Annotated in this window: 25 protein-coding genes and 1 pseudogene; 7 read left to right on the forward strand and 19 right to left on the reverse strand. The window is 72.2% G+C overall.

The genetic code is table 11. The features are described from left to right. From ACYVPE_RS29175 to ACYVPE_RS29200, 6 genes and pseudogenes are all read right to left on the reverse strand, one after another. A pseudogene (locus ACYVPE_RS29175) lies at nt 1-224 on the reverse strand (IS200/IS605 family accessory protein TnpB-related protein); the annotation flags it as partial. Between the two features lie 199 nt (nt 225-423). Next, nucleotides 424-1,104: a 2-phosphosulfolactate phosphatase gene (locus ACYVPE_RS29180; protein WP_461036733.1), complete on the reverse strand. Its 681-nt coding sequence runs from the start codon at nt 1,102-1,104 to the stop codon at nt 424-426. A gap of 145 nt (nt 1,105-1,249) precedes the next feature. Then, nucleotides 1,250-2,845 carry a hypothetical protein gene (locus ACYVPE_RS29185; protein WP_461036734.1) on the reverse strand — a complete coding sequence of 532 codons (1,596 nt, stop codon included), beginning with the start codon at nt 2,843-2,845 and terminating at the stop codon, nt 1,250-1,252. Beyond that, nucleotides 2,842-3,534 (reverse strand): ABC transporter ATP-binding protein, encoded by a 693-nt coding sequence (locus ACYVPE_RS29190; protein ID WP_461036735.1) that lies wholly within the window; start codon nt 3,532-3,534, stop codon nt 2,842-2,844. The genes ACYVPE_RS29185 and ACYVPE_RS29190 overlap by 4 nt, the downstream gene beginning before the upstream one ends. Beyond that, nucleotides 3,534-4,070, reverse strand: a complete 537-nt coding sequence (locus ACYVPE_RS29195) for a PadR family transcriptional regulator (RefSeq protein WP_461036736.1) — start codon at nt 4,068-4,070, stop codon at nt 3,534-3,536. Before ACYVPE_RS29195 ends, ACYVPE_RS29190 begins: the two co-directional genes overlap by 1 nt. Before the next feature lie 77 nt (nt 4,071-4,147). Next, entirely contained in the window at nt 4,148-4,729 is a 582-nt protein-coding gene (locus ACYVPE_RS29200; RefSeq protein WP_461036737.1) for a TetR/AcrR family transcriptional regulator, read from the reverse strand. 153 nt (nt 4,730-4,882) lie between these two features. On the opposite strand from ACYVPE_RS29200, the gene ACYVPE_RS29205 reads away from it, so the two are divergent. Continuing rightward, the gene (locus ACYVPE_RS29205) at nt 4,883-5,842 is read left to right on the forward strand and encodes an LLM class flavin-dependent oxidoreductase (RefSeq protein ID WP_461036738.1); all 960 of its coding nucleotides are present in this window, start codon (nt 4,883-4,885) and stop codon (nt 5,840-5,842) included. Then, nucleotides 5,839-6,576 carry an SDR family NAD(P)-dependent oxidoreductase gene (locus ACYVPE_RS29210; protein WP_461036739.1) on the forward strand — a complete coding sequence of 246 codons (738 nt, stop codon included), beginning with the start codon at nt 5,839-5,841 and terminating at the stop codon, nt 6,574-6,576. The genes ACYVPE_RS29205 and ACYVPE_RS29210 overlap by 4 nt, the downstream gene beginning before the upstream one ends. Before the next feature lie 5 nt (nt 6,577-6,581). On the opposite strand, the gene ACYVPE_RS29215 is transcribed toward ACYVPE_RS29210, so the two are convergent. Continuing rightward, a complete protein-coding gene (locus ACYVPE_RS29215; RefSeq protein WP_461036740.1) occupies nt 6,582-7,235 on the reverse strand; it encodes an alpha-ketoglutarate-dependent dioxygenase AlkB family protein in 654 nt (217 codons plus the stop codon). Beyond that, nucleotides 7,232-8,311: a LacI family DNA-binding transcriptional regulator gene (locus ACYVPE_RS29220; RefSeq protein WP_461036741.1), complete on the reverse strand. Its 1,080-nt coding sequence runs from the start codon at nt 8,309-8,311 to the stop codon at nt 7,232-7,234. The genes ACYVPE_RS29215 and ACYVPE_RS29220 overlap by 4 nt, the downstream gene beginning before the upstream one ends. Nucleotides 8,312-8,473: 162 nt before the next feature. On the opposite strand from ACYVPE_RS29220, the gene ACYVPE_RS29225 reads away from it, so the two are divergent. Both ACYVPE_RS29225 and manD read left to right on the forward strand, forming a co-directional pair. Continuing rightward, nucleotides 8,474-10,432: a glycoside hydrolase 5 family protein gene (locus tag ACYVPE_RS29225; protein ID WP_461036742.1), complete on the forward strand. Its 1,959-nt coding sequence runs from the start codon at nt 8,474-8,476 to the stop codon at nt 10,430-10,432. A 14-nt stretch (nt 10,433-10,446) separates the two neighbouring features. Continuing rightward, nucleotides 10,447-11,676 (forward strand): D-mannonate dehydratase ManD, encoded by a 1,230-nt coding sequence (manD, locus tag ACYVPE_RS29230; protein WP_461036743.1) that lies wholly within the window; start codon nt 10,447-10,449, stop codon nt 11,674-11,676. A 4-nt stretch (nt 11,677-11,680) separates the two neighbouring features. Here manD and ACYVPE_RS29235 read toward each other — a convergent pair whose 3' ends face one another. From ACYVPE_RS29235 to ACYVPE_RS29255, 5 genes are all read right to left on the reverse strand, one after another. Further along, nucleotides 11,681-12,844, reverse strand: coding sequence for an SMI1/KNR4 family protein (locus ACYVPE_RS29235; protein WP_461036744.1), 1,164 nt, complete (start codon nt 12,842-12,844; stop codon nt 11,681-11,683). A gap of 181 nt (nt 12,845-13,025) precedes the next feature. Continuing rightward, entirely contained in the window at nt 13,026-14,297 is a 1,272-nt protein-coding gene (locus tag ACYVPE_RS29240; RefSeq protein ID WP_461036745.1) for a sigma-70 family RNA polymerase sigma factor, read from the reverse strand. Beyond that, complete coding sequence (locus ACYVPE_RS29245) at nt 14,287-14,685, reverse strand: hypothetical protein (protein ID WP_461036746.1); 399 nt, start codon at nt 14,683-14,685, stop codon at nt 14,287-14,289. The genes ACYVPE_RS29240 and ACYVPE_RS29245 overlap by 11 nt, the downstream gene beginning before the upstream one ends. Before the next feature lie 446 nt (nt 14,686-15,131). After that, nucleotides 15,132-15,368, reverse strand: coding sequence for a hypothetical protein (locus ACYVPE_RS29250; protein WP_461036747.1), 237 nt, complete (start codon nt 15,366-15,368; stop codon nt 15,132-15,134). Between the two features lie 3 nt (nt 15,369-15,371). Next, nucleotides 15,372-15,908, reverse strand: a complete 537-nt coding sequence (locus ACYVPE_RS29255) for a DUF6247 family protein (RefSeq protein WP_461036748.1) — start codon at nt 15,906-15,908, stop codon at nt 15,372-15,374. Between the two features lie 10 nt (nt 15,909-15,918). On the opposite strand from ACYVPE_RS29255, the gene ACYVPE_RS29260 reads away from it, so the two are divergent. After that, a complete protein-coding gene (locus ACYVPE_RS29260; protein WP_461036749.1) occupies nt 15,919-16,455 on the forward strand; it encodes a zinc ribbon domain-containing protein in 537 nt (178 codons plus the stop codon). Nucleotides 16,456-16,627: 172 nt separating this feature from the next. Here the strand turns inward: ACYVPE_RS29260 and ACYVPE_RS29265 are convergent, their stop codons facing one another. From ACYVPE_RS29265 to ACYVPE_RS29280, 4 genes are all read right to left on the reverse strand, one after another. After that, nucleotides 16,628-17,395 carry a metallophosphoesterase family protein gene (locus ACYVPE_RS29265; RefSeq protein ID WP_461036750.1) on the reverse strand — a complete coding sequence of 256 codons (768 nt, stop codon included), beginning with the start codon at nt 17,393-17,395 and terminating at the stop codon, nt 16,628-16,630. Nucleotides 17,396-17,462: 67 nt separating this feature from the next. Beyond that, nucleotides 17,463-18,002, reverse strand: a complete 540-nt coding sequence (locus tag ACYVPE_RS29270; RefSeq protein ID WP_461036751.1) for a GNAT family N-acetyltransferase — start codon at nt 18,000-18,002, stop codon at nt 17,463-17,465. 210 nt (nt 18,003-18,212) lie between these two features. Beyond that, nucleotides 18,213-18,887, reverse strand: a complete 675-nt coding sequence (locus ACYVPE_RS29275) for an AIM24 family protein (protein WP_461036752.1) — start codon at nt 18,885-18,887, stop codon at nt 18,213-18,215. Nucleotides 18,888-19,194: 307 nt separating this feature from the next. After that, a complete protein-coding gene (locus tag ACYVPE_RS29280; protein ID WP_461036761.1) occupies nt 19,195-19,857 on the reverse strand; it encodes an HNH endonuclease family protein in 663 nt (220 codons plus the stop codon). Between the two features lie 191 nt (nt 19,858-20,048). On the opposite strand from ACYVPE_RS29280, the gene ACYVPE_RS29285 reads away from it, so the two are divergent. After that, nucleotides 20,049-20,528 carry an OsmC family protein gene (locus tag ACYVPE_RS29285; protein ID WP_461036753.1) on the forward strand — a complete coding sequence of 160 codons (480 nt, stop codon included), beginning with the start codon at nt 20,049-20,051 and terminating at the stop codon, nt 20,526-20,528. A 28-nt stretch (nt 20,529-20,556) separates the two neighbouring features. Here ACYVPE_RS29285 and ACYVPE_RS29290 read toward each other — a convergent pair whose 3' ends face one another. Both ACYVPE_RS29290 and ACYVPE_RS29295 read right to left on the reverse strand, forming a co-directional pair. Continuing rightward, nucleotides 20,557-20,664, reverse strand: coding sequence for an MFS transporter small subunit (locus ACYVPE_RS29290; RefSeq protein ID WP_425086180.1), 108 nt, complete (start codon nt 20,662-20,664; stop codon nt 20,557-20,559). Continuing rightward, the gene (locus ACYVPE_RS29295; protein WP_461036754.1) at nt 20,661-22,022 is read right to left on the reverse strand and encodes an OFA family MFS transporter; all 1,362 of its coding nucleotides are present in this window, start codon (nt 22,020-22,022) and stop codon (nt 20,661-20,663) included. Before ACYVPE_RS29295 ends, ACYVPE_RS29290 begins: the two co-directional genes overlap by 4 nt. A 586-nt stretch (nt 22,023-22,608) precedes the next feature. Here ACYVPE_RS29295 and mfd point away from each other — a divergent pair. Further along, on the forward strand, nt 22,609-26,172 hold the full coding sequence (mfd, locus tag ACYVPE_RS29300; protein ID WP_461036755.1) for a transcription-repair coupling factor: 3,564 nt from the start codon (nt 22,609-22,611) through the stop codon (nt 26,170-26,172). The last annotated feature ends 152 nt before the right edge of the window (nt 26,173-26,324 follow it).

A 26,324-nucleotide genomic window follows, 5' to 3' on the forward strand; every position in this document is an offset into this window, starting at 1 on the left:
TGGGTGAGGGCGCGCTTGCGCTCCGCCCACCGCTCGGTGTCGTGCTCCGTGCCAGCCGCGCACCGCACCTTCAGATCCCGGGACGCCAGCATGCCCAAATGGTCACCGACCAAGCACAGCACCCGCTCGTCCGCGACAGTGAGGGCCCTGAGCCGGTCACGGATCGCGACCCCCGAAGCGCCAGGCACCACGAACGACACCGCCAACTCCCGCAGCCCACCCACCCCGACACCCCCACCCACAAACCGAAACCCCTGCCACCACGTCCAACGACCACCCCCCACAAAGGTCACGCATTCGACCAAAGAACACCCGTCTCCCACCGAAGACTTCACAGGTGCCAAGCCCAGGACACACACCAACACGCGCCAGAACACACTCACCCGCAGCCAACGGACAACAGCTCCCAACCCCTGAGCCGTCCTAGCCGGCGGTGGGCACGGGCCGTAGCACCAGCAGCCCGTCCTCCCGGCCGGCGACCATCGCGAACGGGAACCGGTCGGCGTCCAGACAGAACGCGACGTCGTCGGGGTGCGCGCCGCGCCGTACGCCGTTGGTGAGGTCGGCCGCCGCGTCGGAGGCCCGGGCGCGGGCGAGGTACGGTGCCGCGTCGACCCCTTCGTCGCCGACGCGCCGTCCGATGTACTCGGCGCAGGCCCGGTCCTCCTCGGCCCGGCCCTCGTCGCCGGTGACGACGAAGGTGGCCTCCCGCACCTCGCGGGCCCGCAGGAAGCGGGCCGTCGCGTCCGCCACCACGAAGCTCGCGCACAGCACGAGTGGGGAGTCCTCCACGGCCCGCGCCCCGACCGACCCGGCGGTCGTCCGCAACACCAGCGTCCGGCCGGTGAGATCCCGCTCCGCCATCAGCACGGGGGAGTTGACGGCGTCGAAGCCGGGCGCGGGGGCGCCGTCCTTCACGGCGAGCCACTCCGGGTGGGCCCGCTTGAGGGCCAACGCCTCGTCGTCGGAAGCCGCGAGCGCGATCCGCTCCGCGCCCCGCGCGAAGGCCCAGGCGGTCACGGTGAACGCGCGCATCACGTCGATCACCACCGCCACGGCGGGCGGTTCCGTCAGCTCTCCGATACCGACCTGTCGATGGCGCACACGCGCCATTGTCACCCAGCCCGCCGGCGGGACAGTACCGCGCCCCGTAAGGGGCGCGGGGAACTGCGCGCTCGGCCCCCGCCGGCCGGCGGCCGGCCATCCGCGCGCCCCGTGGGGCAAGCGCTCGTCGGGAAGCCCGTGCCGGTCAGGCGCTTCGCAGCTCAGCCGGCGCGGCACTGCGCCGCAGGCAGTACGCCGCGACGACGACGGTGCCGACGACGAGCGCAGTGGCGGCCGCGCCCAGCAGGCCGAGACCCGCGTACGGGATGTCGATCGCCCGCACCACCTCCGGCAGCTCCACCGGGGTGAAGCGCGGGGGCACGGCGGCGCTCTCCGGATCGGCGCAGGCGGCGGCCGGGCCGTCGCAGATGTCGAACCCCTGTTGCCCCGAGGAGACCTCGGTGCCGAAGAAGCCCCGCCCCAGCACCGCTCCGCTGCCCAGGGCCAGCGCGATGGCCGGCAGCGCCGGCGTCAGCACCCGCCAGGCGACCGCCCCGGCCAGCACCCCGCGCGGCACCCCGGTGGCCAACAGGGCGCTGTGGGTGCGGCGTTGCGAGAACACCCGCTCCACGAGAGCCACCAGCAGGCCGCCGGTCGCCAGGGCCAGGCTGACGAGGATGGCCAGGCTGATCAGGTCCGTGGCGCCGACGTAGAAGGCGGAGTCGAAGGACATGAGCTCCTCGGACTGGCCGGTCAGCTCCGCGTAGACGCGATTGGCCTCGTCGTACGCCTCGTCCTGGGCGATGAACTGGGCGCGCGCGGACTGGGCGCCGGCGCCGATGACGAGTGCGGCCAGCAGGGCCGCCAGGGTGCGGCTGCCGTGCCAGGGGTCGGCCATCAGGTCGCGCGCGGCCAGCAGCGTGGCCGGCCGCCTGGCGAACCTGTGCAGCAGCCGGCCGCTGGTCGCCGAGATCCAGCCGACGCCGAGGACCACGCCGAGCGTCGTCAGCAGGGAGCCGGCGAGCACCACCACGGGCACCCAGTCGGCGGCTTCGCGGCCGACGGTGGGCAGCAGGACCAGGTAGCCGCCGAGGCCGAGGAGGATCAGCACGCCGGGCCCTGGGCCGGGGGCCGGCCGGGAGGCGCGCTGGCGCACCCCGAGGGGGGAGTCGGTGACCCGCCGCAGCAGCAGGGCCGCGGCGAGCATCGCGAGCAGCGGCACGCCGAGGACGATGGCGGCGTGGCCGAGGAGCGGCACCGTCACGTCGGTGGGCAACGTCAGCCGGCCGTCCGCGTGGGGGCGGTGGAGCAGTTCCCTGGCGGCCAGGTGGATCGCGGAGCCGGCCAGGGTGCCGAGCAGGGCGGCGCCGCCGGTCTCGGCGACGGCGACCGCGACGGTCTGCCGCGGCGTGCCGCCGGCCAGCCGGATCGCGGCGAGCCGCCGGTCGCGGGCCGGGGCGCCGATCCTGGCGCACTGGCCGGCGAGCGCCAGCACCGGGAGCGTCAGCAGCAGCAGGGTGACCGCGACGCCGGGGCGCAGCCCGGGTTCGCGCAGCAGCGCGCTGGTGTACCCGGCGTTCTCGATGGCGCCGTCGGGCGGCGGCCCGATGGCGAGCACCGTGGCGGCGGCCAGCAGGGCCACCGTGGCGAGCGCGGCGCTGACGGCGGTGAGGACCACGCGCAGCACGTCGGTCCTGGTGCCGGCGAGCGCCAGCCTGGCCAGGAAGGACAGCCGCATCTCGACGCCCAGCGGGCCGCTCCTGGGGCGGGCGGCCGGCGGCGTCACGCCGACGGCGCTCATCGCGCGGCGCCGGTGGACATGCCGAGCCCGCTCGGGTCGACGGCGCCGTCCCGCAGGACCAACTCCTCGTCCGCGTAGGCGGCGACGGTGGCGCTGTGTGTCACCAGCACCACGCTCATGCCCCGCTCCCTGGCCAGGCCGACAACCAGGCCGAGCAGCCGTTCGCCGACCAGGGTGTCGAGGGCGCCGGTCGGCTCGTCGGCGAAGAGCACGCTCGGCTCGGTCACCAACGCGCGGGCGGCGGCGCACCGTTGCTGCTGGCCGCCGGACATCTCGCCCGGCAGGGTGTCGGCCAACTCCTCGACGCCGAGCTGGCCGAGCCAGTCGAGCGCGGTGGCGCGGCTCTCCCGCCGGCCGCCGCCGGCGAGCAGCAGCGGCAGCGCGACGTTCTCGGCGGCCGTCAACTCGGGGACCAGCATGCCGAACTGGAACAGCACCCCGAACTCGCCGCGGCGCAGCCTGGACCGCTCGGCCTCGGACGCCTCGTCGAGCCGCCGGCCGCGGTAGCGCACCTCGCCCGAGTCGGGCGGCAGGATGCCGGCCAGACAGTGCAGCAGGGTCGACTTTCCGCAGCCGCTCGGCCCGGTGACGGCGAGGATCCGGCCCGCTTCGAGGTCGAGGTCGATGCCGCGCAGCGCGGGCGTAGGACCGTAGGACTTCACGACGGCGCGTGCCTGGAGCAGCGTCATCAGCGCACCTCCCGGTGCAGTTCGGCGACCCGGTCCAGCGTGGTGCGCAACCAGCGCAGGTCGGCGTCGAGATGGACGATGGCGAGGTCGGCGGCGATCACGTCGCCGAGGGATGCCCCGGGGGCGGTCTTCAACGCGGTCAGCTCCCGCAACCGGGCGGTGTGGGCGGCTCGTTGGGCCGTCAGATAGCCGCGGGCCCGCTCGTCGCCGTCGGCGATCAGCGCGACGACGACCTTGGCGAGCAGGGCGCTCGACACGTGGGGGGCGGGCGGTTCGACCGTGTCGAGCCAGTCGCCGAGCACGGCGCGGCCGGCGTCGGTGATGTCGAACAGCGTGCGGTCGGGCCCGCCTTCGCGGTCCCGACCGGCCTCGGCCACCAGGCCGTCCCTCTGGAGCCTGCCGAGCGTGCCGTAGACCTGGCCGAACGCCAGTGGTCTGGCCCGGGGCAGACGGGCGTCGTACGCCTTCTTGAGTTCGTAGCCGTGCTGCGGCCCGGTGGTGAGGAGGCCGAGCAGCACGTTGGCCGCCAGTGACATGCCGGCCACTATTCCCTGAGAGAATAGCGGCGTCAAGCTGCCGCCTGAGTGGGGGAGTTGAGGTTCGGGAGCGGTGGTCAGCGCGCGGTGTGGCGGAGTCCCGCGACGAGGAGCGCGACCAGGCGGCGGGCGTCGTAGCGGGGATCGTCGGCCGCGCCGATGCAGAGGTTGCCGACGCCGCGCATGAGCTGCAACGCCTCGACGTCGGACCGGATCTCGCCGGACTCGGCCGCGGCGGCGAGCAGTTGGGCGCAGACGGGCACCAGCCGGTCGAGGAAGTGGGCGTGCAGCGCCGCGAATCCGGCGGCGTCCGACCGCAGCACGTCGGCGAGTCCGTGCTTGGTGACCAGGAAGTCGACGAAGCGGTCGATCCAGCCCTCCAGCGCGGCGAAGGGGGTGGGGGCCGACGCCAGCAGCGCCGGGCCGGCCTCGGCGCACGCCTCGACCTGGTGCCGGTAGACGGCGATGATCAGGTCCGCGCGGGTCGGGAAGTGGCGGTAGATCGTGGCCGTGCCGACGCCGGCCCGGGCCGCGACCTCGCGCACCGGCACCGTCACGCCCGACGTGACGAAGAGCGCGGCGGCCGCTTCCAGTAGCGACTCCTGGTTGCGCCGCGCGTCCGCCCGCTTCGGCCGCCCCTCGCCTTCGCCTTCACCCATGGTGCGCTCCCTCTGGTGCCGTGGTCGTGCTTGCTAACCGGGACGCTGTTCCGTATCGTCAAACGGGACGGTGTTCCGGTTGCTCGGTCACGGCCATCATGGCAGAGCGCCCGGACCCCGGCACCCACCCATGCCAAGGAACGGAGGCACCCCATGCCGCACACGCCCCCGCCCCGCTTCGGGATCATGACCGCGCCCCAGGGGGTCGACTACGGCGACCTCCTGCGGGTCTGGCGCGAGGCGGACGCGATCCCGGAGATCGAGCACGCCTGGCTGTTCGACCACCTGCTGCCGATCGCCGGCGAGCTGGACGGGCCGATCCTCGAAGGCTGGACCCTGCTCTCGGCCCTCGCCGCCCACACCCGGCGGCTGCGGCTCGGCGTGCTGGTGACCAGCAACCGGTTCCGGCCGCCCGCGATGCTGGCCAAGATCGCCACCACCGTCGACATCGTCTCCGGCGGCCGGCTCGACTTCGGCATCGGCGTCGGCTCACGCCCCAGCCACCCGCTGGCCCGCCGCGAGTACGAGGCGCACGGCCTGCCGTTCCACGACACCGCGCACGCCGTGGGCGCACTCGCCGAGGCGTGCACGGTGATCCGGCGGCTGTGGACGGCGGAGGCGCCGTTCGACTTCCACGGCGAACAACTGCGGCTCACCGGCGCGTTCGGCAACCCCAAGCCCGTCCAGCGCCCCCACCCGCCGATCCTGATCGGCGGCCGGTCGGCGGCGACGCTGCGAGTGGTCGCCGAGCACGCCGACCTGTGGAACATCCCGGGCGGCGACATCGACGACGCCGTCCAGCGGGGCCGGCTCCTCGACCGCTACTGCGCCGAGATCGGCCGCGACCCCGCGTCGATCACCCGCTCCCTCCACCTGCCCGTCTCCTACGACCGGCCCGACGCCGTCAGGAAGGCGATCGCCGAGGCGCTGGACGCCGGCTTCCGCCACGTCGTCCTCGGCCTGCCGACCCCCTACCCACCCGGCGTCGCCCGCTGGGTCGCCGACGAACTCGTCGTCCCGTCCGTCCCGTCCGTCCCGTCCGTCCCGTCCGTCCCGTCCGTCCCGTCCGTCCCGTCCGAGAAAGGCCCGAGCGTCGGGGGAGTGGAGTCATGAGCCGACCGGGGCACACCGCCGTGGCGCTGGTCACCGGGGCTGGCCACGGGCTCGGCCTCGAGGTCGCCCGTCAACTCGCCGCGCACGGAACGCAGGTCTACGCCGGCGCGCGAGATCCCGAGAAGGTCGCCGCCGCCGTGCGCGACGCCGACGGGGTCAGGGCCCTCCCGACCGGCCTGGACATCACGGATCAGGCGTCGGTGGCGGCCGCCGTCGAGGCGATCGCCGAGTCGTCGGGCCGGCTGGACATCCTCGTCAACAACGCCGCCGCCCACCCGGGCGAGACGGTGAAGGACACGGTCACCGGCGCCGATCTCGACGCCGCCGCCGACGTGATGCGGGTCAACCTGTTCGGCACCTGGCGCATGACGCAGGCGTTCCTGCCGCTGCTGCGGCGCTCGGCCCATCCGCGCATCGTCAACGTCAGCTCGGGCGCGGGGTCGCACGCGGACGACCGCTACGGCTTCGCCGTGTTCGGCGGCGCGGCCGCGATCCACGGCGTCAGCAAGGCGGCGCTGAACGCCATGACCGCCGTGCTCGCCGCGGAGTTGGCCGACACCCCGATCATCGTGAACGCGGTGTGCCCCGACGTCACCGCCACGGTCCCCGGCGCCGAGCTTCGCGGCGCGCGGCCGGTCGAGGACAGCGCCCCCGGCGTCGTCTGGGCCGCGACGCTGCCCGACGACGGACCGCGCGGCGGCCTCTTCCGCGACGGCCGCCCGCTCGGCTGGTAGCCGCGTCAGGCCGCGGTGAGGCCCGTCGTCCGCAGGGTGACGTTGAGCCGTCCGGCGCGCAGGCCGGTGGCCGGGTCCGCGGTGCCGGGGTGGACCTTGGTGACGCCGTGGTAGGCGAGGCGCGAGGGGCCGCCGAAGACGAACAGGTCGCCGGAGGCCAACTCGACGTCCGTGTAGGGGCGGTTGCGGTTCTCCACGTTGCCGAACCGGAAGACGCAGGTGTCGCCGACGGAGAGCGAGACGACCGGGGCGAGCGAGCGCTCGTCCTTGTCCTGGTGCATCCCCATCCGCGCCGCGTCGTCGTAGAAGTTGACCAGCGCGGCGTCCGGCGCGTAGGCGGCGCCGGCGGCCGGGTCCCGGTAGGCGTCGGCTATCGCCTCGCGGCCCAACTCCCGTAGCCAGTCGGGGAACTCGACCACCTGCGCGCCGTTCACGTCGTCGGCGGTGCGGGTGTAGCGGTAGGGCTGCCAGTGCCAGCCCACGCACACCGTGCGCACCGACATCACCCCGCCGAGCGGCAGCCGTGTGTGCCGCATCGGGACGGGGCCGGTCGCCCAGGCGCGGCAGGCCGCGACCAGCTCCCGCTGCCGCTCCGTGTCGAGCCAGCCTGGCAGGTGCACGGCGCCCGGCGCGATCTCCGTGCCGAACAGGGCGGTCACGGCCGGGCCGCCGGCCCCGTCGACTCGCGGACCACCAGCTCGGGCGGGCGCAGCGGCGGCGGCTCGGCGACGGCCCGGTCGGGGTCGAGCAGCCGGAACATCGCGGCCACCGCCGCCCGGCCGAGCCGGACGAGGTCCTGGCCGATGGTGGTGAGCCGCGGATAGACCAGCTCGCCGAGCGGCAGGTCGTCGTAGCCGATCACCGAGAGGTCCCGCGGCACCTCGACGCCCAGCCGGCGGGCCGCGTTCATCGCCGCCACCGCCATCGTGTCGTTGGCGAACAGCACGGCCGTGGGTCGCTCCTCGACCGGCGGCGCCAGCAACTCCTCGGTGGCCGCCACCGCGCCCTGGGCGGTGAACTCGGAGATGAGCACCCGGCCGGGGCGCAGGCCGAACTCGGCGAGGGCCGACTCGAAGACCCGCCGCCGGAAGACGGTGTGCACCCGGTCCTCGGGCCCCGAGACGTAGGCGACCCTGCGGTGCCCCAGCTCCGCGAGGTGCCGCACCGCGGCCCGCACCCCCGCCTCCTGCTCGGTGGCCTGCACCGAGACCACCGGATCGGACTGCCAGGGCACACCCACCAGCACGGCCGGCAACCGGAGTTGGCGCAGCAGCTCGAACCGGGGGTCGCCGATCCGCGACTCGGTCAGGATGACGCCGTCCACCCGCCGCTCCTCGGCCAGCCGCCGGTAGGCGCGCTCCTCGGCGCCCGGCTCCTCGCCGACGATGTGCAGCAGCAGCCCGTGGTCGACCGGGGCCAACTCCCGCTCGATGCCGGAGATCAGCACCGTGAAGTGCGGGTCGGTCGCCAGCACGTCGGAGGCCCGGCCGGCCACCATGCCGATGGCGCGGGTGCGGGCGCCGCGCAGCGCCACCGCCGTCACCGAGGGGGACCAGCGCAGCTTGTCGGCCGCGTCGAGCACCCGCTGCCTGGTCGGCGCCGAGATCCCGGAGCGGCCGTTGACCACCTTGGAGACGGCCGAGACGGAGACCCCCGCGAGCGCGGCCACGTCGGCGATCGTCGGCTTGGCGGCGGGCCCGCGCCTCGCGCTCCGCTTGACGTTCCGGTCTGTCACCCGTTCGTCACCCGCTATCCCCCGTTCGTCACCGCTATCCCGGTCCACCCGGTCTGCCGGCCGTGGCGTGAAGTGCACCACCGTAGCAGCGGCCTCGACAGCGGATTAGTAAAACGATATACCTGGCGGGATGTCTCACAGGGAAGGGAACGGGAACGATCGATGAGGCGTAACGCGACGAAGCTCCGGGACGACGGCACCAACGGCGGCGAGGCCGTCGTCTGGGTCGGGGTCAACTACTGGTCCCGCACCGGCGGCCCCCTGATGTGGCGGAACTACCAGCCCGACGTCATCGACGAGGAACTCCGCACCATGCGGGAGCACGGCATCACGCTCACCCGTTCCTTCCTCTACTGGCCCGACTTCATGCCGGCCGAGAACACCCTGGACGACGAACTCCTCGCCCACTTCGACGACTTCCTCGACCGCCACCAGGCGCTCGGCATGACCACCATCCCCACCTTCATCGTCGGCCACATGTCAGGACAGAACTGGGACCCGGCCTGGCGCGCCGGCCGCGACATCTTCTCCGACGCCTCCTTCGTCGCCCAGCAGGAGTGGTACGTCGCCACCCTCGGCGCCCGCTGGAAGGACCACCCGGCCGTCGCCGGCTGGCTGCTCACCAACGAGATCCCGATCTACGCCCACTGGCAGTCCCGCGGCATCGGCACCGTCGACCACGCCGCCGTCACCGCCTGGGCCCGCACCCTGATCGACGCGCTGCGCGCCGCCGGCGCCACCCAGCCCGTCTCGGTCGGCGACGGCGCCTGGGGCGTCGAGGTCACAGGGGCCGACAACGGCTTCCGGGTCCGCGACCTGGCCGGACTCATCGACTTCCACGGCCCGCACGTCTACCGGATGGAGACCGACGCCGTCCGCCAGCACCTGGGCGCCGCCTTCATCTGCGAGCTGCTGGACATCGAAGGACTGCCCGTCGTCATGGAGGAGTTCGGCCTGACCTCCGACTACGTCTCGGAGGAGAACGCCGCGCACTACTACCGGCAGGTGCTGCACAACACCCTGCTGGCCGGCGCCACCGGCTGGATCCCGTGGAACAACACGGACTACGACGACCTGTACCAGCAGGAGCCCTACAGCCACCACCCGTTCGAGATGCACTTCGGCCTCACCGACCACCTCGGCCGGCCCAAGGAGCAGCTGCGCGAGGTCAAGCGCTTCACCGACGTCCTGAAGCGGGTCGACATCGGCCGGCTGCACCGCCCCGACACCGCCGTCGCGCTTGTCGTCTCCTCCTTCCTGGAGAAGCTGTACCCCTTCACCCAACCCGAGGACGCCACCAGCGTCTTCGCCCACACCCGGCAGGCGTACGTCGCCGCCCGCGAGGCCGACCTGCCGGTCGGCGTGGTCCGCGAGGCCGACGGCCTGCCTGACGACTGCGCGCTCTACCTGCTGCCGTCCGCCAAGCAGCTCACCGCCCCCGGCTGGCGGGCGCTCACCGACCGCGCGGCGGCCGGCGCGACCGTCTACGCCTCCTACTTCGTCGGCGAGCACCTCAACCAGCGCGGACCCTGGTGGCCGAAGCTCGACGAGACCTTCGGGGTGCGGAAGGCGCTGCGCTACGGCCTGACCGACCCCATCGAGGACGACGAGCTGCGGATGGTGTTCCGGCGCGACTTCGGCTCGATCCGGGCCGGCGAGGAACTGGTGTTCGCGGTCGCCGGCACCGAGAACTCCCGCACCTACCTGCCGGTCGAGCCGGACGGCGCCGACGTGATCGCCGTCGACTCCCACGGCCGGCCGGCCCTGCTCACCCGCCGCGTCGGCGAGGGACAACTGGTCCTGTGCACCTACCCGATCGAGCACATGGCCGCCGTCACCCCGCGCGTCAACCCCGAACCGACCTGGCGGCTCTACGCGGCGCTGGCCGCCGAGGCGGGCGTCGCCCCCGAGGTCACCGTGGCCGACCCGCGGGTGCTGGTCGGCACGATGGCGCACGAGGACGGCCGGACCTTCGCCTGGTTCGTCAGCCAGCACGACGAGCCGCTGACCGCCACCCCCAGCTTGGTGGGTGCCGGCCACCTCCTCGACCTCGACGGTGCGAAGCTGGCCACCGTGGACCTGCCCCCGTTCGGCGTCGTCGTCGCCGAACTCGCACGCTGAGGAGTCTTCTTCCCATGAAGATCACCGCCGTCGAGACCATCGTCACCAGCCCGGGACGCAACTTCGTCACCCTGCGCATCACCACCGAGGACGGCGTCACCGGTCTTGGCGACGCCACCCTCAACGGCCGCGAGCTGTCCGTGGACTCCTACCTGCGCGACCACGTCATCCCGCTGCTGATCGGCCGGGACGCCGGCCGGATCGAGGACACCTGGCAGTACCTCTACCGGGGCGCCTACTGGCGCCGCGGCCCCGTCACGATGGCCGCCATCGCCGCCGTCGACATGGCGCTGTGGGACATCAAGGCCAAGGCCGCCGGCATGCCGCTCTACCAGCTGCTCGGTGGCGCCTCCCGCACCGGAGCCCTGGCCTACGGCCACGCCTCCGGCCGCGACATACCCGAGCTCTTCGACTCCATCCGCGCCCACCTCGACGCCGGCTACCGCGCGATCCGGATCCAGACCGGCATCCCAGGCCTCGACTCCGTCTACGGCGTGGCCGCCTCGGCCGCCGGCGACGGCGAACGCTACGACTACGAGCCGGCCCGCCCGACCGCCGTGCCGGTCGAGGAGACCTGGGACACCCGCGCCTACCTGCGACACATCCCGACCGTCTTCGAGGCGGTGCGCTCGGAGTTCGGCCCGGAACTCCCCCTCCTCCACGACGGCCACCACCGGATGACCCCGATCCAGGCCGCCAAGCTGGGCAAGGCCCTCGAGCCCTACGACCTGTTCTGGCTGGAGGACGCCACCCCCGGCGAGGACCAGACCGCGCTACGGCTGATCCGCCAGCACACCACCACCCCCCTGGCGATCGGCGAGGTCTTCAACCACGTCCACGACTACACCACCCTGCTCTCCGAACGACTCATCGACTACGTGCGCTCCGCCGTGACCCACACCGGCGGCGTGACCGCGATGAAGAAGCTGCTCGACCTGGCCGCCGTCTACGGCATCAAGTCCGGCATGCACGGCCCCACCGACATCTCCCCGGTCGGCCAGGCCGCCGCCCTCCACCTGGACCTGGCCATCCACAACTTCGGCATCCAGGAGTACATGCGGCACTCCACCGACACGCTGGAGGTCTTCCGCACCAGCTACCGGTTCGAGAACGGCCTCCTCCACCCGTCCGACACCCCCGGTCTCGGCGTCACCCTCGACGACGCGGCCGCGGCCAGCTTCCCCTACCAGCAGGCGTACCTGCCGGTGAACCGGCTGACGGACGGCACCGTCCACGACTGGTAGGTGATCACAGTTCCTGGCCGCGTGGCTGGGCGAGCAACTCCCGCCCCCGCTCGGGGGTGATCAGCTCGCCCAGCACCGGCTCGGCCAGCAGCACCACGGGCGCCACGTGGTGCTCGCTCACCGGCCGCCACCGCGCCATCGCGTCCCGCAGCTCGGGCCAGAGCGCGTCGCCGAGCCGCCGCCGCGCCGCCGGATCCGGCTCCGCCGCCAACCGGTCCGCGACGCCCCGCGCCACGGCGTCGAACTCCGCGTTCCCCAGGGGTATTCGGAACCCGGGCTCGCGCCGCCGCGCCTCGAAATCGCCGACGGCATCGGCCGCCACGCCCCTGAGCATCGACAGGTAGTCGATCACGCCCTGTTCCCGGCGGGCGAACAGGAGCGGCAACAACTCCCGCACGAAGAACGGATCCCGCTCCACCAACTCCGCGTTGCCGCCGAACGCCACGACGTGCCGCAAGGGGATGCTCCGCCAGTCGCCGAGGAAGACGAGAAGCTGCCAGCGCAGCAGCTCGGCCCGCCACCGGCCGAAGCGGACCGGCCGCGCCAGCTCCGCCAACGCCCCCTCGGGATCGCCGGCCAGCGCCGCCGACCTGCCCCGCTCGACCCCCTCGTCACACCGGTCTCGCCCCTCGTCGTCCGGCTGCCCGAGCCGGTGGAACGAGGTGTACGCGCCGTACATCAGGTCGTGGAACGAACCACGCGGCTCAGGACCCTCCCCGGACCACGACGACAGCCAGTACGCCTGCCACTCGCCGCGCTCGTCCACCTCCTCGGGATCGAGCAGCATGAGCGCCGAGTCCCCGTCGAGCGAGAGCCGCAGCGTGCGCCGCAGCAACGCACCGTCGCCGAACTCGTCCGCGCCGTCCTCGTCGTCCTCGCCCGAGTACGCCTCGATCCAGTGGTCGTCCCCGGTGTCCCGCAACCAAGCCAACTCCCCGGCCCCCGCGAGCCGGTAGATGAAGGGGCCCGCGTCCCGCCAGCCGTCGGTGACCAGTAGGAACTCCCGCAGCGACGGCGGCAGCCGCCGCCCGAGCCGCGCCTCGGCCGCCGCCACGGCCTCCTCCGACGCCGGCCCGAACCCGAGCCATTCGCCGGACTCACCGGCCTCCACCAGGCCCCACTCCCGACTCCACCGCTCCAGAAACGGCCGCCACCCCGCCCTGTCCATCGCCGCGCCCTCCCTGACTGCCCGCTGTTGCGTGCACCACCAAGCACAGCACACGGGTCTGACAACTGGCAGGCTGGCCGGCGAGATTCGAAAGCGGCAGTGGAAGACATCCTCCACAGCCGAAGGCCCCTCCAACACGTGATGTGTCGGAGGGGTGATGAGGCGGCGAGCCGGCGCGGGTTCACCGCAAGCCGGCTTGCGCCCATCTGAGCTGGGCCGAGCAGTCCTCCGAATCGGTGCGCTCCACGTTCAAGAGCAGGTTCTGGGTTCCCGCTGGAAGGGGCTCGGTGAGCCCCCGTGGATGGCCGCTGGTCAAGCTGCCGAAAGCGACCTGCTGAGAGCCAGCCAGGAGAGACCACCGCACTTTGACGCCCTTGCAAGCGTTCTCCAGCAGCAGTTCACCCTGCAAGGCGTTAAATGCTTCGCCCTCCTCCAAGATGAGCATGGCATTCACCGACTCGTCGGAGGGCAGCACCCACCACCAGTCGTTCCCCGGGCACCGTGGGTAGTTCTCAAGGCATTTCCAGTCAGTGCGGTCAAGTCCTGGCTCGTCTCCAGATGCGTAATCCAGTCCGGGAGTGCCGTCAATGGAGCGACTGACAGCCACCAGCACCACGGCCCCCACGAAGACAGCCAGGAGTGCGATGGCCTGGAGCCATCCGATCCACCACCTGCCGCAGACGCACCTCTCCCTCTCTGAGGAAGCTGCCGCAGTTGACGACCGGCCTTGCCGCCGGCGCCCTGGCCATTGTGGCTTCAGCACTCTTCTCGAGTGCTCGACGAGGAGAGCCAGCAGACAGCCCCCCCCACCTGCCATCGTAACCGGCGAACTTGTCAGGAGGCCGAAGGCGATGCAACCCAGCACGAGGATCCAGCCGAAGAGGAGGGCGGACAAGTGGTCGTGAAGCTTGCACAGCGCCCGGGCGCGATGGGCCGAGATCGTCCCCACACGCACTCCCAGACGCGCGGCGATCTCTGAACGGGGAAGCCCCTGTTCCACGGTTTCCTCGACCACGGTGCGCTGCAATGAGGTCAGCCGAAGTTTGCCAGCGGCGATCGCGATCTCCAGCTCGCGCTCCAACAGCCGGCGCTCGACTGGGGAGTTCCACTCCTCCTCACGCGCGTGCGGCTCTTCATGAAGGAGTGCGTCATCCGGGGCCGAAAGCGACGAAGTGAAACGGCGGCCTTCGAGGGCGGCCCGGACAATCGTTCGCCGAGCCACAGTGTAGGCGTACCTGTCGGCCCATGTAATGGGCGTGGTAGCGGTATGCAGTGCCAACCAGACAGCTTGCACCACGTCATCGGCGTCAAGTCGCCCTGAAGGAACGCCCGAAGAGTCCAACAGCCTCTGCACGAACCCGAAGAGGTCCTTCTCCCAGAAGTCGTCCCCCAGGTCGGACACCGTGACCCCGCTCGACTTGTCGCAGCCGCCGCTTGCAGCGTTACTGGTCAACCTCGTTACCTTTCACCCGAGCTGGCTCAGCGCCTTGCAAGAGGATGAACCACGTCGCCCCGTCCCTGCTGTGCTCTCCCAGCACAGCCCCTTCTGGCAGCGTGGCTGCCACGCGGGCGCGCTCACGCAGCGTCCAAATCTCGGCTGCGGCGGCGCCAAGACGGGTTATCACGGACGCGCCTACGCCCAGAAGCAGGAGGGAATACGGGTCGATCACCACATCGCCTCGCGATCGGTAGGGCCGCTTCCGAATGAGGCGGCACTTGATCAGTACGGGCTTGATGGTGCCGATTCCGTTACACGTCCTCAGAAGTTTTTCCTTGCCAGGCTCTCCGGCCGCCTCGGCAGGCGCGTTGACCTCCTGGCTCGATGCGCCACTCTCGCTCACCAACTCACCCTGGGCCGACTGTCGAACATACAGGCGGCTCCTCCGTGATCCCGTACTCCGATCGACTATGAGCGCACGAGATCAGGCCTCAACCTTTGCGATGAGTGCGTCGCATCAACGGGACAAGCGGGAGGCGTTCACGACGCTGTAACGATTCTGGGTGACCTCCCCCCATGGTTCAGGGGCGGATGCCGGCACGTGCTGCTGGTAGTCGCAGTTCGCGCCGTTCCTGGTGAGGCACCATAGTCCGGTTGGAGTGGAGGATGAGACGTCAGTAGCTGCTGGATCCGAGTAACGCATTGAGCCCCGACGTACTGAGATGCCGACCGACCGGCTACCGAACGCGACCGGCCCATGCGCCGTCCAGATGCTTCACGATCGACAGCGGCGCCGTTGCTGGTGACCCGGCCCCCGGCCGTAGGTCACGCGTGGGCCTCCGACAATCGTTAGAGGTGGGTGACGCGGAGGACGGTGATGGTGATGATGTGGTCGGAGATGAGGTACATGATCTGCCCGCCGGAGCCGAAGTCGCGCCACCAGATGCCGTCGCGGCCCTTGTGGGCGAGGTCGTAGGGGGCACGGCGCAGCTCCGTCACCGTGCTGTCGAAGGCGGCTCGTGCCGTGCGCGGCAGCGCGTCCCGCTGCCGCTTCGCCACGTCGACGTAGCGAATGTCGTAGATCACTTCCTATGGCTGCCCGTCGTCCCGGGCCAACATGCTGAGGTCGCCGGACTCGATCCGGCGGGCCAGCTCCTGGTCCTGGGCGACGTGCTCGGGGTTGGCGTTCCGGCACGCCGTGGTCCACCAGTCGTGGACGACCAGCAGCAGGTGCCGGTGGTCGAAGCCGCGCTCCGCCCGGTCGGCGGCCCCCTCGAAGTCCAGCGCGAACCGCGCCCGGTCGTCGCGCGCGAGCGCGGCGTAGACGGCGGGCCCGGTGCGGTCGACCCACCGGGTCGGCTCCTGCCGGGGGCGCCGCGGTCGACGCGTGATGGCGGCGTCCCGCTGCGACCGGTGCCGGTCGGCGTCGACCACGTCCTGGTCGCCGCCCGTCACCTCCCACCAGGTGCGGACGACCTCGGCCAGCGGCTCCACCTCGTAGGTGATCCGCACCCCGCGCAACGCGAACGCGAACTCGTCCTCGAACTCCTTGCGCTGCCCGAGCCCGAGCGCCTCACGCACCCGCCCCCCGTCGAGCCCGCCGCCCCGGCTGATTCCGTCACTCACCCGAGGCAGGATGTCACGAAAGCCGGTCGGGACGTACGCTTCGCGCCCGGTCCGCGTCAGGGCGGCGGTCCTGCCGTACGCCAACGGGTCGCCGACGGGCCGGTGTCATGACGGCGGCGTGGCCGAGGAGTCGTTGGTGGTGCGTGGGCGTCGGCTGTGGGAGGGGCTCGCCGGGGTGGATGGCGCGTCGTTTCCGGCGGACGGCGGTGTCAGGGGCGTCGTCTCGCCAGGGTCGGGGTTCTGCCCGGCCGGCTGGGTCGGCTCGGCGTACACCTCCCGCACCTGCGCCGAGTGCGGGCACATCGACAAGGCGAACCGGGTCTCCCAGGCCCGGTTCGCGTGCCGGAACCGCGGCGTCGTTGCGCACGCGGACCGGAACGGCTCCCGCGACATCCGCGCCCGTGCGCGGGAGTTGTGGCGACGCGGGGCGCCGTCAACCGCCCCAGACCCATGCCCCGAACCCGGGCAAGGGACAGGACGCGAACGCGGCACCACAGCCAGTGGCGCCCGTTACGCAAGCCCAGGACTTCTAATCCCGGGCCGTTGACCTCCAGCGCCAGCCGCTGGTAGCGCGGATACTCGACGAGTGTCGCCCGCTCGTCGCCCAGCGTGGGGCCACCTTCGCGGGAGTCGTCCTCGGGCGGGAGGAACAGGTCCGCGCGCTTCTGTGCCGTGGTCATGCGTACGGGATCGACGCTGGAGGCGGGGATGGCCAGGCGTTATCCCGCGGGTGCGGGAGCGCGACCGTCCCGGGGCCCGAAGACGGCCAGGGCCTCCGCGTCGGTGGCCCGGGCGCGCAGGTGGTAGTCGGCCCACTCGGCGATCCCGGGGAAGGCGGACTCCCGGCCGAGGCGGGCGACGGCCGCGTCGATGTCGAAGGCCGTGGTGCGCAGTTCGACGCCAGGACCCAGCAGGGCCCAGTGCGCGCCGGCCCGGCCGTACGGCATGCCGACGCTGCCCGGGTTGACCACCAACCGGCCGTGGGCCAGCCGGACGAACGGCATGTGGGTGTGGCCGCAGACCACGGTGCGGACGTCCGCGTCCAACCCGTCGAAGACCTCCCGCCAGCGGTCGAGCCGGGAGTCGACCAGGACGACCTCCTCGTCGTCGCGCGGCGTGGCGTGGCAGAACAGCGTCCGCCCCAGGCCGGGGACGTCCAGCGTGCGAGACGTCGGCAGCGCGGCGAGCCGGGCCACCTGGTCCGCGCGGAGCCGGTCGGCGGCCCAGGAGGTGATCGGGTAGGGGGCCGGGCCGCCCCGACCCGACCGCTGCTCGACGAGCTCGCGGTCGGCGTTGCCGCCGATCCACACGACGCGCTCGCCGAGGTCGGCCAACAGGTCGAGCACCTCGGCGGGTTGCGGCCCGCAGGCGATGTCGCCGGTGAGCACGATCCGGTCGGCGGCGCTCACCTCGGGTTCGGCGAGCACCGCCTCCAGGGCCGGCAGGACTCCGTGGATGTCGGACAGGACGGCTACGCGGGTCGGCATGCGCCCACTCTGGGCGACGACCGGCCCGCGCGGCCAGCCTTCTTAGCCGGCAGCGAAGCCGGACGCGTCAGACGCCGAACGGCGCCGCGTAGCGGACGGTGCCGGACGGCATGGGGGCACCTCCCAGCGAAGCTGGGGGAGGGCGGGCGGCGTCGAGGGCGAGGGCCATCAGGGCCTCGTCCGGGACGTCGAAGGTCACGCCGATGCCGTGCGCCGAGGCGCGGGTGAAGCCGAAGCGCGGGTAGTACGCCGAGTGTCCGAGGACGACGACGTACCGCTCACCGCGCTCCCGCGCCGCCGCCAGCGCGGCCACGACGGCCGCCGAGCCGGCGCCCGTCCGCTGCCGGTCGGGCCGCACCGCGACCGGGCCGAGGCAGAGGGCCGGGGTGTCGCCGACGTGGCAGCGGGTCAGCAGCGCGTGGCCGACGAGGCGGCCGTCCGGCTCGGTGGCGACGAGCGAGAGGCCGTCGAGCCAGGCGGTGTCGTCAGCGCGCAGCGCCTCGACGAGGTCCGCTTCGAGTGCGGTCGGGAAGGCCGCGAGATCGATCTCGCGGATGGCGGGAACGTCGGCGCCGGTCTCGGCGCGCGTGATCCACGTGTCGTTCATGATGGATGAGGATCCGTTTCGGAGTGAGGTTGGTCGGGCTGGTCGAGGTCAGGCCACGACCCGGGACATGAGGGAGACCCGGGCGCTGCACGCGGTGGCCCTGAGCGCGGTCATCAACCTCACCTCCCTCGTTACTCACTCCTGAACGAACACGAACGGGGGCAGCGTACACCGCCCCGCCGGCTACCGCCCCCCGACTACCGCCCCTGGCTACTGCCCCGGCGGCGGCTTCAGCTCGCTCGGCTGGACGATGACGAAGCCCTCGCCCTGGAGCGCCAGTTGCATCGCCTCGCCCGAGCCACCGCGGAGCATCGAGCCCATGCTCTGGCTGCGGTTGATCGACGTCTGAAGGTTGGCCGACCAGCCGACCACCGCGTCGGTGTCCACATAGACCGGCGCCTGGCCCGTCACCGGGATGATGATCGGCTCGCCGTCCGAGATCAGGCCGATCCGGCCCTGGCCGGTGAACAGGCAGTTGAAGAGGCCGCCGCCGGTCATTCCGGCGCCGCCGACCATCTTGATCTCGTAGGAGAGCGTCGGGTCGAAGGCCAGCACGTTGCGGCCGTTGATCGACAGTGCCTCGCCCGGCTGGTCGAGATCCATCACGAAGCAGTTCTGCGAGTTGTGCGCGAGCCACACCTCGCCCTGGCCGCGCACGGCCATCAGCGGCAGGCCCTCGCCGGTGACCGCGCGCCGCAGGAAGTTCCCGACGCCCTGCGACTTCACCTCGAACTGCAGGTTGCCGCGGAACGCCACCATCGATCCCTGACGGGCGTGGCACTCGCCGTTCACCACGTACTTGATCGCCTTGGCGTGCTGCAGGGTCATGCCCGGCGCGGTGGGCGGCTGGGCCTGGTATTCGGGTTTGAAAAGATCGCTACGCACGCCACCCAGCATAGACTTTCGGTCATTCCCGGGTGAAGACTCGCGCTTTTCGTCGCGTTCCGTAGTTGAGCGGACGGGAATGCGGACCTGCTGGAATTCACGGGAATTCGGCAGGCGCCGGCCGAGGCGGCCCGGGGAAGACGAAGCCCTCCTCCGCCGCTCGCCGGGTTGTGAGCACGACGTGGCGCGGCGGAGGAGGGACGTTCCGGCGGGGGTGGCGAGGCGTCGCCCGGGCGTGGGGCCCGGTCGACGGTGGGGGGCGTTCCCGCCAGCCGCCGGAGTTGTGGGGGTTTGGAGACGGTGGGGATCAGCAGCCGTTGAGGATGCTGGTGAGCGCGCTCTTCTCAGCCGAGTCCACGGACAGGCCGTAGTAGTACTTCACCTGTACCCACGCACGGGCGTAGACACAGCGGTAGCTGCTGAGCGGCGGCATCCATTCGGCCGGGTCCCGGTCGCCCTTGGACTGGTTGACATTGTCCGTGACGGCGATGAGCTGCGGGCGGGTCAGGTCGTTGGCGAACGCCTGGCGGCGGGCCGTGGTCCAGGAGCTGGCGCCGGAGTCCCAGGCCTCGGCGAGCGGGACGACGTGGTCGATGTCCACGTCGGATGCGGCGGTCCAGGTGGCGCCGTCGTAGACGGAGTACCAGCGGCCGCTGGTGGCGGCACAGCTGGAGTCGGTCACCACGTTGGTGCCGTCGCGCTGGAGGACGACCTCGCGGGTGTTGCAGGAGCCGCTCTGGGTGATCCAGTGCGGGAACAGGTCGCGGTTGTAGCCGGTGCGGTTCTCGGTGGCGACCGTGAGGGAGGCCAGGTAGGACCGGGCGGTGGCCGCGCTGACCGGGGTGGGCAGCGCCGCCTGGGCGGTCGGCCCCGAGAAGAGGGTGGCTATGGATATCAGGCCGGTGAGGGCGGCTATGAATCCCAGGTATCGACGCGCGTAGAACTTGCCCGTGAAGATCGAGCTGCGCAACTGGAGCACGCGAACTCCCTGTGGGGTGGGGGTGGTTGCGGCTCGGCCGAGCCGCGTGGGGGTGCGTGGGACATGCTTTCGGTCGAACGTTTCTGCGTGGCGTGATTCAGGTAACAGCTTGGCAAAGACGTGCACACGTCACGAACCGTCAGATCTCCGCCGTGGGTGGGCGCTCGGCGATACTGGGGCGTATGAGCAGAACCAGGGAACACGGCTACCAGGTCACGGTCCGCTGGACGGGCAACACGGGCGAGGGCACCGCCGGCTACCGGTCGTACTCGCGGGACACCGAGGTCACGGCCGCCGGCAAGCCGACGATGATCGTGGCCAGCGCCGACAAGACCTTCGTGGGGGACCCGGAGCGGTGGAACCCGGAGGAGATGCTGGTCGTCTCGCTCTCCCAGTGCCACATGCTGAGCTACCTCGCGCTCTGCGCGCTCAAGGGCGTGGTCGTGACGTCCTACGAGGACGCGGCGCGCGGCACCATGGCGGAGTCGGCCGGCTCGGGCCACTTCACCGAGGTGGTGCTCACCCCGGTGGTGACGGTGGCCGAGGAGAGCATGCTGGCCGCCGCCACCGAGCTCCACGAGGACGCGCACCGGGCCTGTTTCATCGCCAACTCGGTCAACTTCCCGGTCAGCCACCGGCCGGCCATCCGGGTAGCCAGCTGACGGGTGGCGCCCTGACGGGCGGCCGGCGTCACCCCGTGAACAGCTGGGCCGCCTTGCGGACGAGTTCGACCAGGCCGTAGGTCAGGGGGAGGCCGACCCAGAGCCAGGTGAGGGCGAGGAGGGCGCGGGTGTTCACCTGGTGGCTCCCTTGGGCTCGGGTGACGGGACGACTTCCGGTGCCGGCTCGTGGTGTCGCGCGGCCACCGGGCGGACGAGCTCGTTGGCCACGAAGCCGGTCACCAGCAGCCCGATCATGACGAAGAACGAGACGGTGTAGAGGTCGGGTCCTGTGTGGCCGGCCGACTCCTGGCTGTCGGCGATCGCGTTGACGATCAGCGGGCCGAGGACGCCGGCCACCGACCAGGCGGTGAGCAGCCGGCCGTGGATCGCGCCGACCTGGTAGGTGCCGAACAGGTCGCGCAGATAGGCCGGGATGGTCGCGAAGCCGCCGCCGTAGAAGGAGAGCAGCAGCAGGGTGGCCACCAGGAACAGCGGCTTCGAGGCGTTGCCGGCCAGCGCCAGGGTGAGATAGAGGAGCGCGCCGACGCCCAGGTAGAGCCGGTAGATGTTCTTGCGGCCCACCAGGTCGGAGGTGGAGGACCAGACGATCCGCCCCGACATGTTGCAGAGCGAGAGCAGCGCGACGAAGCCGGCGGCCGCGGCGGCCGAGACGGGGGCGTCGGTCCCGGCGAAGAAGTCCTGGATCATCGGCGCGGCCTTCTCCAGGATGCCGATGCCGGCCGTGACGTTGCAGCACAGCACCACCCACAGGCACCAGAACTGCGGAGTGCGGATCGCCGTGCGGGCCGAGACGCGGATCGCGGCGGTGCCGGCGCTGACCCTGGCCATCGCGGCCGCGGCAGGCGACGGATCGGCCGGCACCCTGACCAGCCAGACCCCGAGCGACATGAACACGGCGTAGACGACGCCGTGCACCGCGAAGGCGGTGGCGATGCCGCCGGTGTCGGTGCCGAAGGTGTCCAGCATCTCGCTCGACCAGGGCGAGGCGATCAGCGCGCCGCCGCCGAAGCCCATGATCGCGATGCCGGTGGCCATGCCAGGCCGGTCGGGGAACCACTTGATCAGCGTCGACACCGGCGAGATGTAGCCGATGCCGAGCCCGATGCCGCCGACGAAGCCGTAGCCGAGCACCACCAGCCAGAACTGCTCGGTCAGCACGCCGAGGCCCGAGATCAGGAACCCGGAGGAGAAACAGACGGCGGAGACGAACATCGCCCACCGCGGCCCGTTGCGCTCCACCAGGGTGCCGCCGAAGGCGGCCGACAGGCCGAGCATCACGATGCCGAGCTGGAACGGCAGCGCGCTCTGCGTGCCGCTCAGACCCAGCGCCTCCTCGAGCGGCGGCTTGAAGACGCTCCACGCGTAGGCCTGCCCGATGGCCAGGTGCACGGAGAGCGCGGCGGGCGGCACCAGCCAGCGGTTCCAGCCGGGCGGAGCGGTGATCCGCGAGCGGTCCAGCCAGCCTCCGGCCATGGGATGCACCTCCGGGTGCGTGGGGGGTGGGTGCGCACCGAACGTAGTTGAAGCTTCGATCAGGGACGCCGAACGGTGTGGTGAAGATTCTCTGGAGATCGTGCCGTCCCCTGCGGGTCGCCTGCGGCGGGCTGGCGGGACGGGCCGGGTCGCGGTGTTGCCCACCCGCCTGCGGCAGCCGCCCCGTAGGGGCGCGGGACGTGTCGTCGGGCGGCTCCGCCGCGTGGGCGCGATCAGCCACGGCGGTGCGTGGGACGCGTGGCGGCCTGTGGTGGGTGTGCCCCGCAGGGGCGCGGGGCGTGTCGTCGGGCGGCTGCGCCGCGTGGGCGCGATCAGCCACGGCGGCGCGCGGGATGGGCGGCGGGCTGTGCCTGGCGCGCACCGAAGCGGCGCGGGAACGTACCCTTGGGAGCTGCCCGGCGAGGTCGCCGGGCGAACCCGGCCGGAGGATCCGTGTCGGGACCTTCGTGGTGCCCGCGCGCCCGAGCGCGCGGCGCGCGCCGGCGGCACGAGGGTGGTCAAGCCAAGCTGCACAAGCCGAGCCGCTCACGCCGAGCGGCTTCGTCGCGGACGGAAGCGTGCCCTGATGTCTCTCACCGGTCTGCTCGACGCCGTACGTCACGATCCCGCCCTGGCGGAGGCCGTCTCGGCCGCCGCCGAGGGCCGGCGTCGCCATGTCGACCTGGTCGGCCCGCCCGCGGCGCGGCCGTTCGCCGTCGCCGCGCTCGCCGGCGCCCGGCGCCCCGTGCTCGCCGTGACCGCGACCGGCCGGGAGGCCGAGGGCCTGGCCGCCGCGCTCCGGTCGCCGCTGCCCGCCGCCGACGCCGTCGTCGAGTTCCCGGCCTGGGAGACCCTGCCGCACGAGCGGCTCTCGCCGCGCGCCGACACCGTCGGCCGGCGGCTCGCCGTGCTGCGCCGGCTGGCCCACCCGCGCGATGACGACCCGGGCACCGGGCCGGTCTCCGTGGTCGTGGCGCCCATCAGGGCGGTGCTGCAACCGCAGGTCAAGGGGCTCGGCGACCTGGAGCCCGTCAGCCTGCGGCCGGGCCAGACCGCCGACCTCGGCCTGATCACCGAAGCCCTGGCGGCCGCCGCCTACTCCCGGGTCGAACTGGTCGAGAAGCGCGGCGAGTTCGCCGTCCGCGGCGGCATCCTCGACGTGTTCCCGCCCACCGAGGAACACCCGCTGCGGGTGGAGTTCTGGGGCGACGACGTCGAGGAGATCCGCTACTTCAAGGTCGCCGACCAGCGGTCCCTGGAGGTCGCCGAGCACGGCCTGTGGGCGCCGCCCTGCCGCGAGCTGCTGCTCACCGAGGACGTGCGGGCCCGCGCCGCCGCGCTGGCGACCGACCACCCCGAGCTCGACGAGCTGCTCGGCAAGATCGCCGAGGGCATCGCCGTCGACGGCATGGAGTCGCTGGCTCCGGTGCTGGTCGACGACATGGAGCTGCTGATCGACGTGCTGCCGGCCGGCGCCATGACCGTGGTCTGCGACCCCGAGCGGGTCCGCACCAGGGCCGCCGACCTGGTCGCCACCAGCCAGGAGTTCCTCCAGGCGTCCTGGGCGGCCGCCGCCATGTCCGACACCGGCGAGGCCCCGATCGACGTCGGCGCCGCCTCGCTGCGCGGCCTCGCCGAGGTGCGGGAGCGGGCCGCCGAGCTCGGCATGCCCTGGTGGTCGGTCTCACCGTTCTCCCAGGCGTCCGGCGACGAGGCCATGGACGAGGGCGACGACGTCCTCAGGCTCGGCCTGCGCGCCGCCGAGAGCTACCGCGGCGACACCGCCCGCGCCCTCGCCGACACCAAGGGCTGGCTCGCCGACGGCTGGCGGGTCGTCTACCTCACCGAGGGCCACGGGCCGGCCAGCCGCACCGTCGAGGTGCTCGGCGGCGAGGGCATCGCGGCCCGCCTCGCGCCCGCGCTGACCGGCGAGCCGGCGCCCGCCGTCGTCCAGGTCGCGTGCGGCGCGATCGAGCACGGCTTCCTGGCGCCAGGGCCGCGCCTCGTCGTGCTCACCGAGACCGACCTCACCGGGCAGAAGACCGCAGGCAAGGACGGCGCCCGGATGCCGGCGCGGCGCCGCAAGACCCTCGACCCGCTGACCCTCGTCGCCGGCGACTACATCGTGCACGAGCAGCACGGCGTCGGCCGCTACATCGAGATGGTGCAGCGCACCGTGCAGGGCGCCACCCGCGAGTACCTGCTCGTCGAGTACGCGCCGGCGAAGCGCGGCCAGCCGGGCGACCGGCTGTTCGTCCCCACCGACCAGCTCGACCTCGTCACCAAGTACGTCGGCGGCGAGGCGCCCTCGCTGCACCGGCTGGGCGGCGCCGACTGGACCAAGACCAAGGCCCGCGCCCGCAAGGCCGTCAAGGAGATCGCCGCCGACCTGATCAAGCTCTACTCGGCCAGGATGGCCGCCCCAGGACACGCCTTCGGCCAGGACACCCCCTGGCAGCGCGAGCTGGAGGACGCCTTCCCCTACGCCGAGACCCCCGACCAGCTGACCACCATCGGCGAGGTCAAGGACGACATGGAGAAGTCGGTCCCGATGGACCGGCTGATCTGCGGCGACGTCGGCTACGGCAAGACCGAGATCGCGGTGCGCGCCGCGTTCAAGGCCGTCCAGGACGGCAAGCAGGTGGCGGTGCTGGTGCCCACCACGCTGCTCGTGCAGCAGCACTTCGGCACCTTCTCGGAACGCTACGCGCAGTTTCCGGTCAATGTCCGGCCACTCTCGCGCTTCCAGTCGGACGCCGACGCGCGGGCCGTCCTCGAAGGGCTGCGGGACGGCACCGTCGACGTCGTCATCGGCACCCACCGGCTGTTCTCCTCCGAGGTGAAGTTCAAGGACCTCGGCCTCGTCATCGTCGACGAGGAACAGCGGTTCGGCGTCGAGCACAAGGAACAGCTGAAGAAGCTGCGGGCCAACGTGGACGTGCTGACGATGTCCGCGACGCCGATCCCGCGCACCCTGGAGATGGCGGTGACCGGCATCCGCGAGATGTCCACCATCACCACCCCGCCCGAGGAGCGGCACCCGGTGCTGACCTTCGTCGGCGCCTACGAGGAGCGGCAGATCGGCGCCGCCATCCGGCGCGAACTGCTGCGCGAGGGCCAGGTGTTCTACATCCACAACCGGGTCGAGTCCATCGACCGGGTGGCGAGCCGGCTGCGCGCGATCGTGCCCGAGGCGCGGATCGCCACCGCCCACGGGCAGATGGGCGAGACCTCGCTGGAGCAGGTGGTGGTGGACTTCTGGGAGAAGAAGTTCGACGTGCTCGTCTCGACGACGATCGTCGAGTCCGGCATCGACATCTCCAACGCCAACACCCTGATCGTGGAGCGCGGCGACACCTTCGGCCTCTCCCAACTCCACCAGCTCCGCGGCCGGGTGGGCCGCGGCCGGGAACGCGGCTACGCCTACTTCCTCTACCCGCCGGAGAAGCCGCTCACCGAGACCGCGCACGAGCGGCTCGCCACCATCGCCCAGCACACCGAGATGGGCGCCGGCATGTACGTGGCGATGAAGGACCTGGAGATCCGCGGCGCCGGCAACCTGCTGGGCGGCGAGCAGTCGGGGCACATCGCGGGCGTCGGCTTCGACCTCTACGTGCGGATGGTCGGCGAGGCCGTCGCCGACTACCGGTCCGCGCTGGAGGCCGGCACCGGGGTCGAGCCCGAGGAGTCGCTGCTCGAGGTCAAGATCGAACTCCCGGTGGACGCGCACGTCCCGCACGACTACGCGCCGGGCGAACGGCTGCGGCTCCAGGCGTACCGATCCATCGCGGCCGCCAACACCGAGGAGGACATCAGGGCGGTCCGCGAGGAGTTGACCGACCGCTACGGGCCGCTGCCCGAGCCGACCGAGAACCTGCTGCTGGTCGCCGGGCTGCGGATGCTGGCCCGCTCCTGCGGGGTGACGGACATCACGCTCCAGGGCAACAAGATCCGGTTCTCCCCGGTCGAGTTGCGCGAGTCGCAGGAGCTCAGGCTGAACCGCGTCTACCCGGGCTCGGTGGTGAAGCGGGCCACCCGGCAGGTGCTGGTGCCCAGGCCCACCACGGCCCGGATCGGCGGCAAGCCGCTGGCCGGGCGCGACCTGCTCGCGTGGACCGGCGAGTTCCTCACCACCATCCCCACTTCTTGAACCGGGGGGCCTGAGCCGGGGACGGTGCGGGGGAGCGGTGGGCGCGTCGTGTGACGCGGGTGTGAGGAAGGCCGAATCGGCCCCCTCACAAGGGAGTTGAGGTAATACGATCACCTACCGACCCGTGACGCACCGTCCATCACCGTTCGGAG

It is taken from the genome of Streptomyces mayteni, from assembly GCF_054783955.1.

Excerpts from the sequence above, each read along its gene's own strand:
- ACYVPE_RS29185 (WP_461036734.1), bottom strand. The coding sequence starts at position 2,845 with ATGAGCGCCGTCGGCGTGACGCCGCCGGCCGCCCGCCCCAGGAGCGGC.
- ACYVPE_RS29190 (WP_461036735.1), bottom strand. The coding sequence starts at position 3,534 with ATGACGCTGCTCCAGGCACGCGCCGTCGTGAAGTCCTACGGTCCTACG.
- ACYVPE_RS29195 (WP_461036736.1), bottom strand. The coding sequence starts at position 4,070 with ATGTCACTGGCGGCCAACGTGCTGCTCGGCCTCCTCACCACCGGGCCG.
- ACYVPE_RS29200 (WP_461036737.1), bottom strand. The coding sequence starts at position 4,729 with ATGGGTGAAGGCGAAGGCGAGGGGCGGCCGAAGCGGGCGGACGCGCGG.
- ACYVPE_RS29205 (WP_461036738.1), top strand. The coding sequence starts at position 4,883 with ATGCCGCACACGCCCCCGCCCCGCTTCGGGATCATGACCGCGCCCCAG.
- ACYVPE_RS29210 (WP_461036739.1), top strand. The coding sequence starts at position 5,839 with ATGAGCCGACCGGGGCACACCGCCGTGGCGCTGGTCACCGGGGCTGGC.
- ACYVPE_RS29225 (WP_461036742.1), top strand. The coding sequence starts at position 8,474 with ATGAGGCGTAACGCGACGAAGCTCCGGGACGACGGCACCAACGGCGGC.
- manD (WP_461036743.1), top strand. The coding sequence starts at position 10,447 with ATGAAGATCACCGCCGTCGAGACCATCGTCACCAGCCCGGGACGCAAC.
- ACYVPE_RS29235 (WP_461036744.1), bottom strand. The coding sequence starts at position 12,844 with ATGGACAGGGCGGGGTGGCGGCCGTTTCTGGAGCGGTGGAGTCGGGAG.
- ACYVPE_RS29260 (WP_461036749.1), top strand. The coding sequence starts at position 15,919 with ATGTCACGAAAGCCGGTCGGGACGTACGCTTCGCGCCCGGTCCGCGTC.
- ACYVPE_RS29265 (WP_461036750.1), bottom strand. The coding sequence starts at position 17,395 with ATGCCGACCCGCGTAGCCGTCCTGTCCGACATCCACGGAGTCCTGCCG.
- ACYVPE_RS29270 (WP_461036751.1), bottom strand. The coding sequence starts at position 18,002 with ATGAACGACACGTGGATCACGCGCGCCGAGACCGGCGCCGACGTTCCC.
- ACYVPE_RS29285 (WP_461036753.1), top strand. The coding sequence starts at position 20,049 with ATGAGCAGAACCAGGGAACACGGCTACCAGGTCACGGTCCGCTGGACG.
- ACYVPE_RS29295 (WP_461036754.1), bottom strand. The coding sequence starts at position 22,022 with ATGGCCGGAGGCTGGCTGGACCGCTCGCGGATCACCGCTCCGCCCGGC.
- mfd (WP_461036755.1), top strand. The coding sequence starts at position 22,609 with ATGTCTCTCACCGGTCTGCTCGACGCCGTACGTCACGATCCCGCCCTG.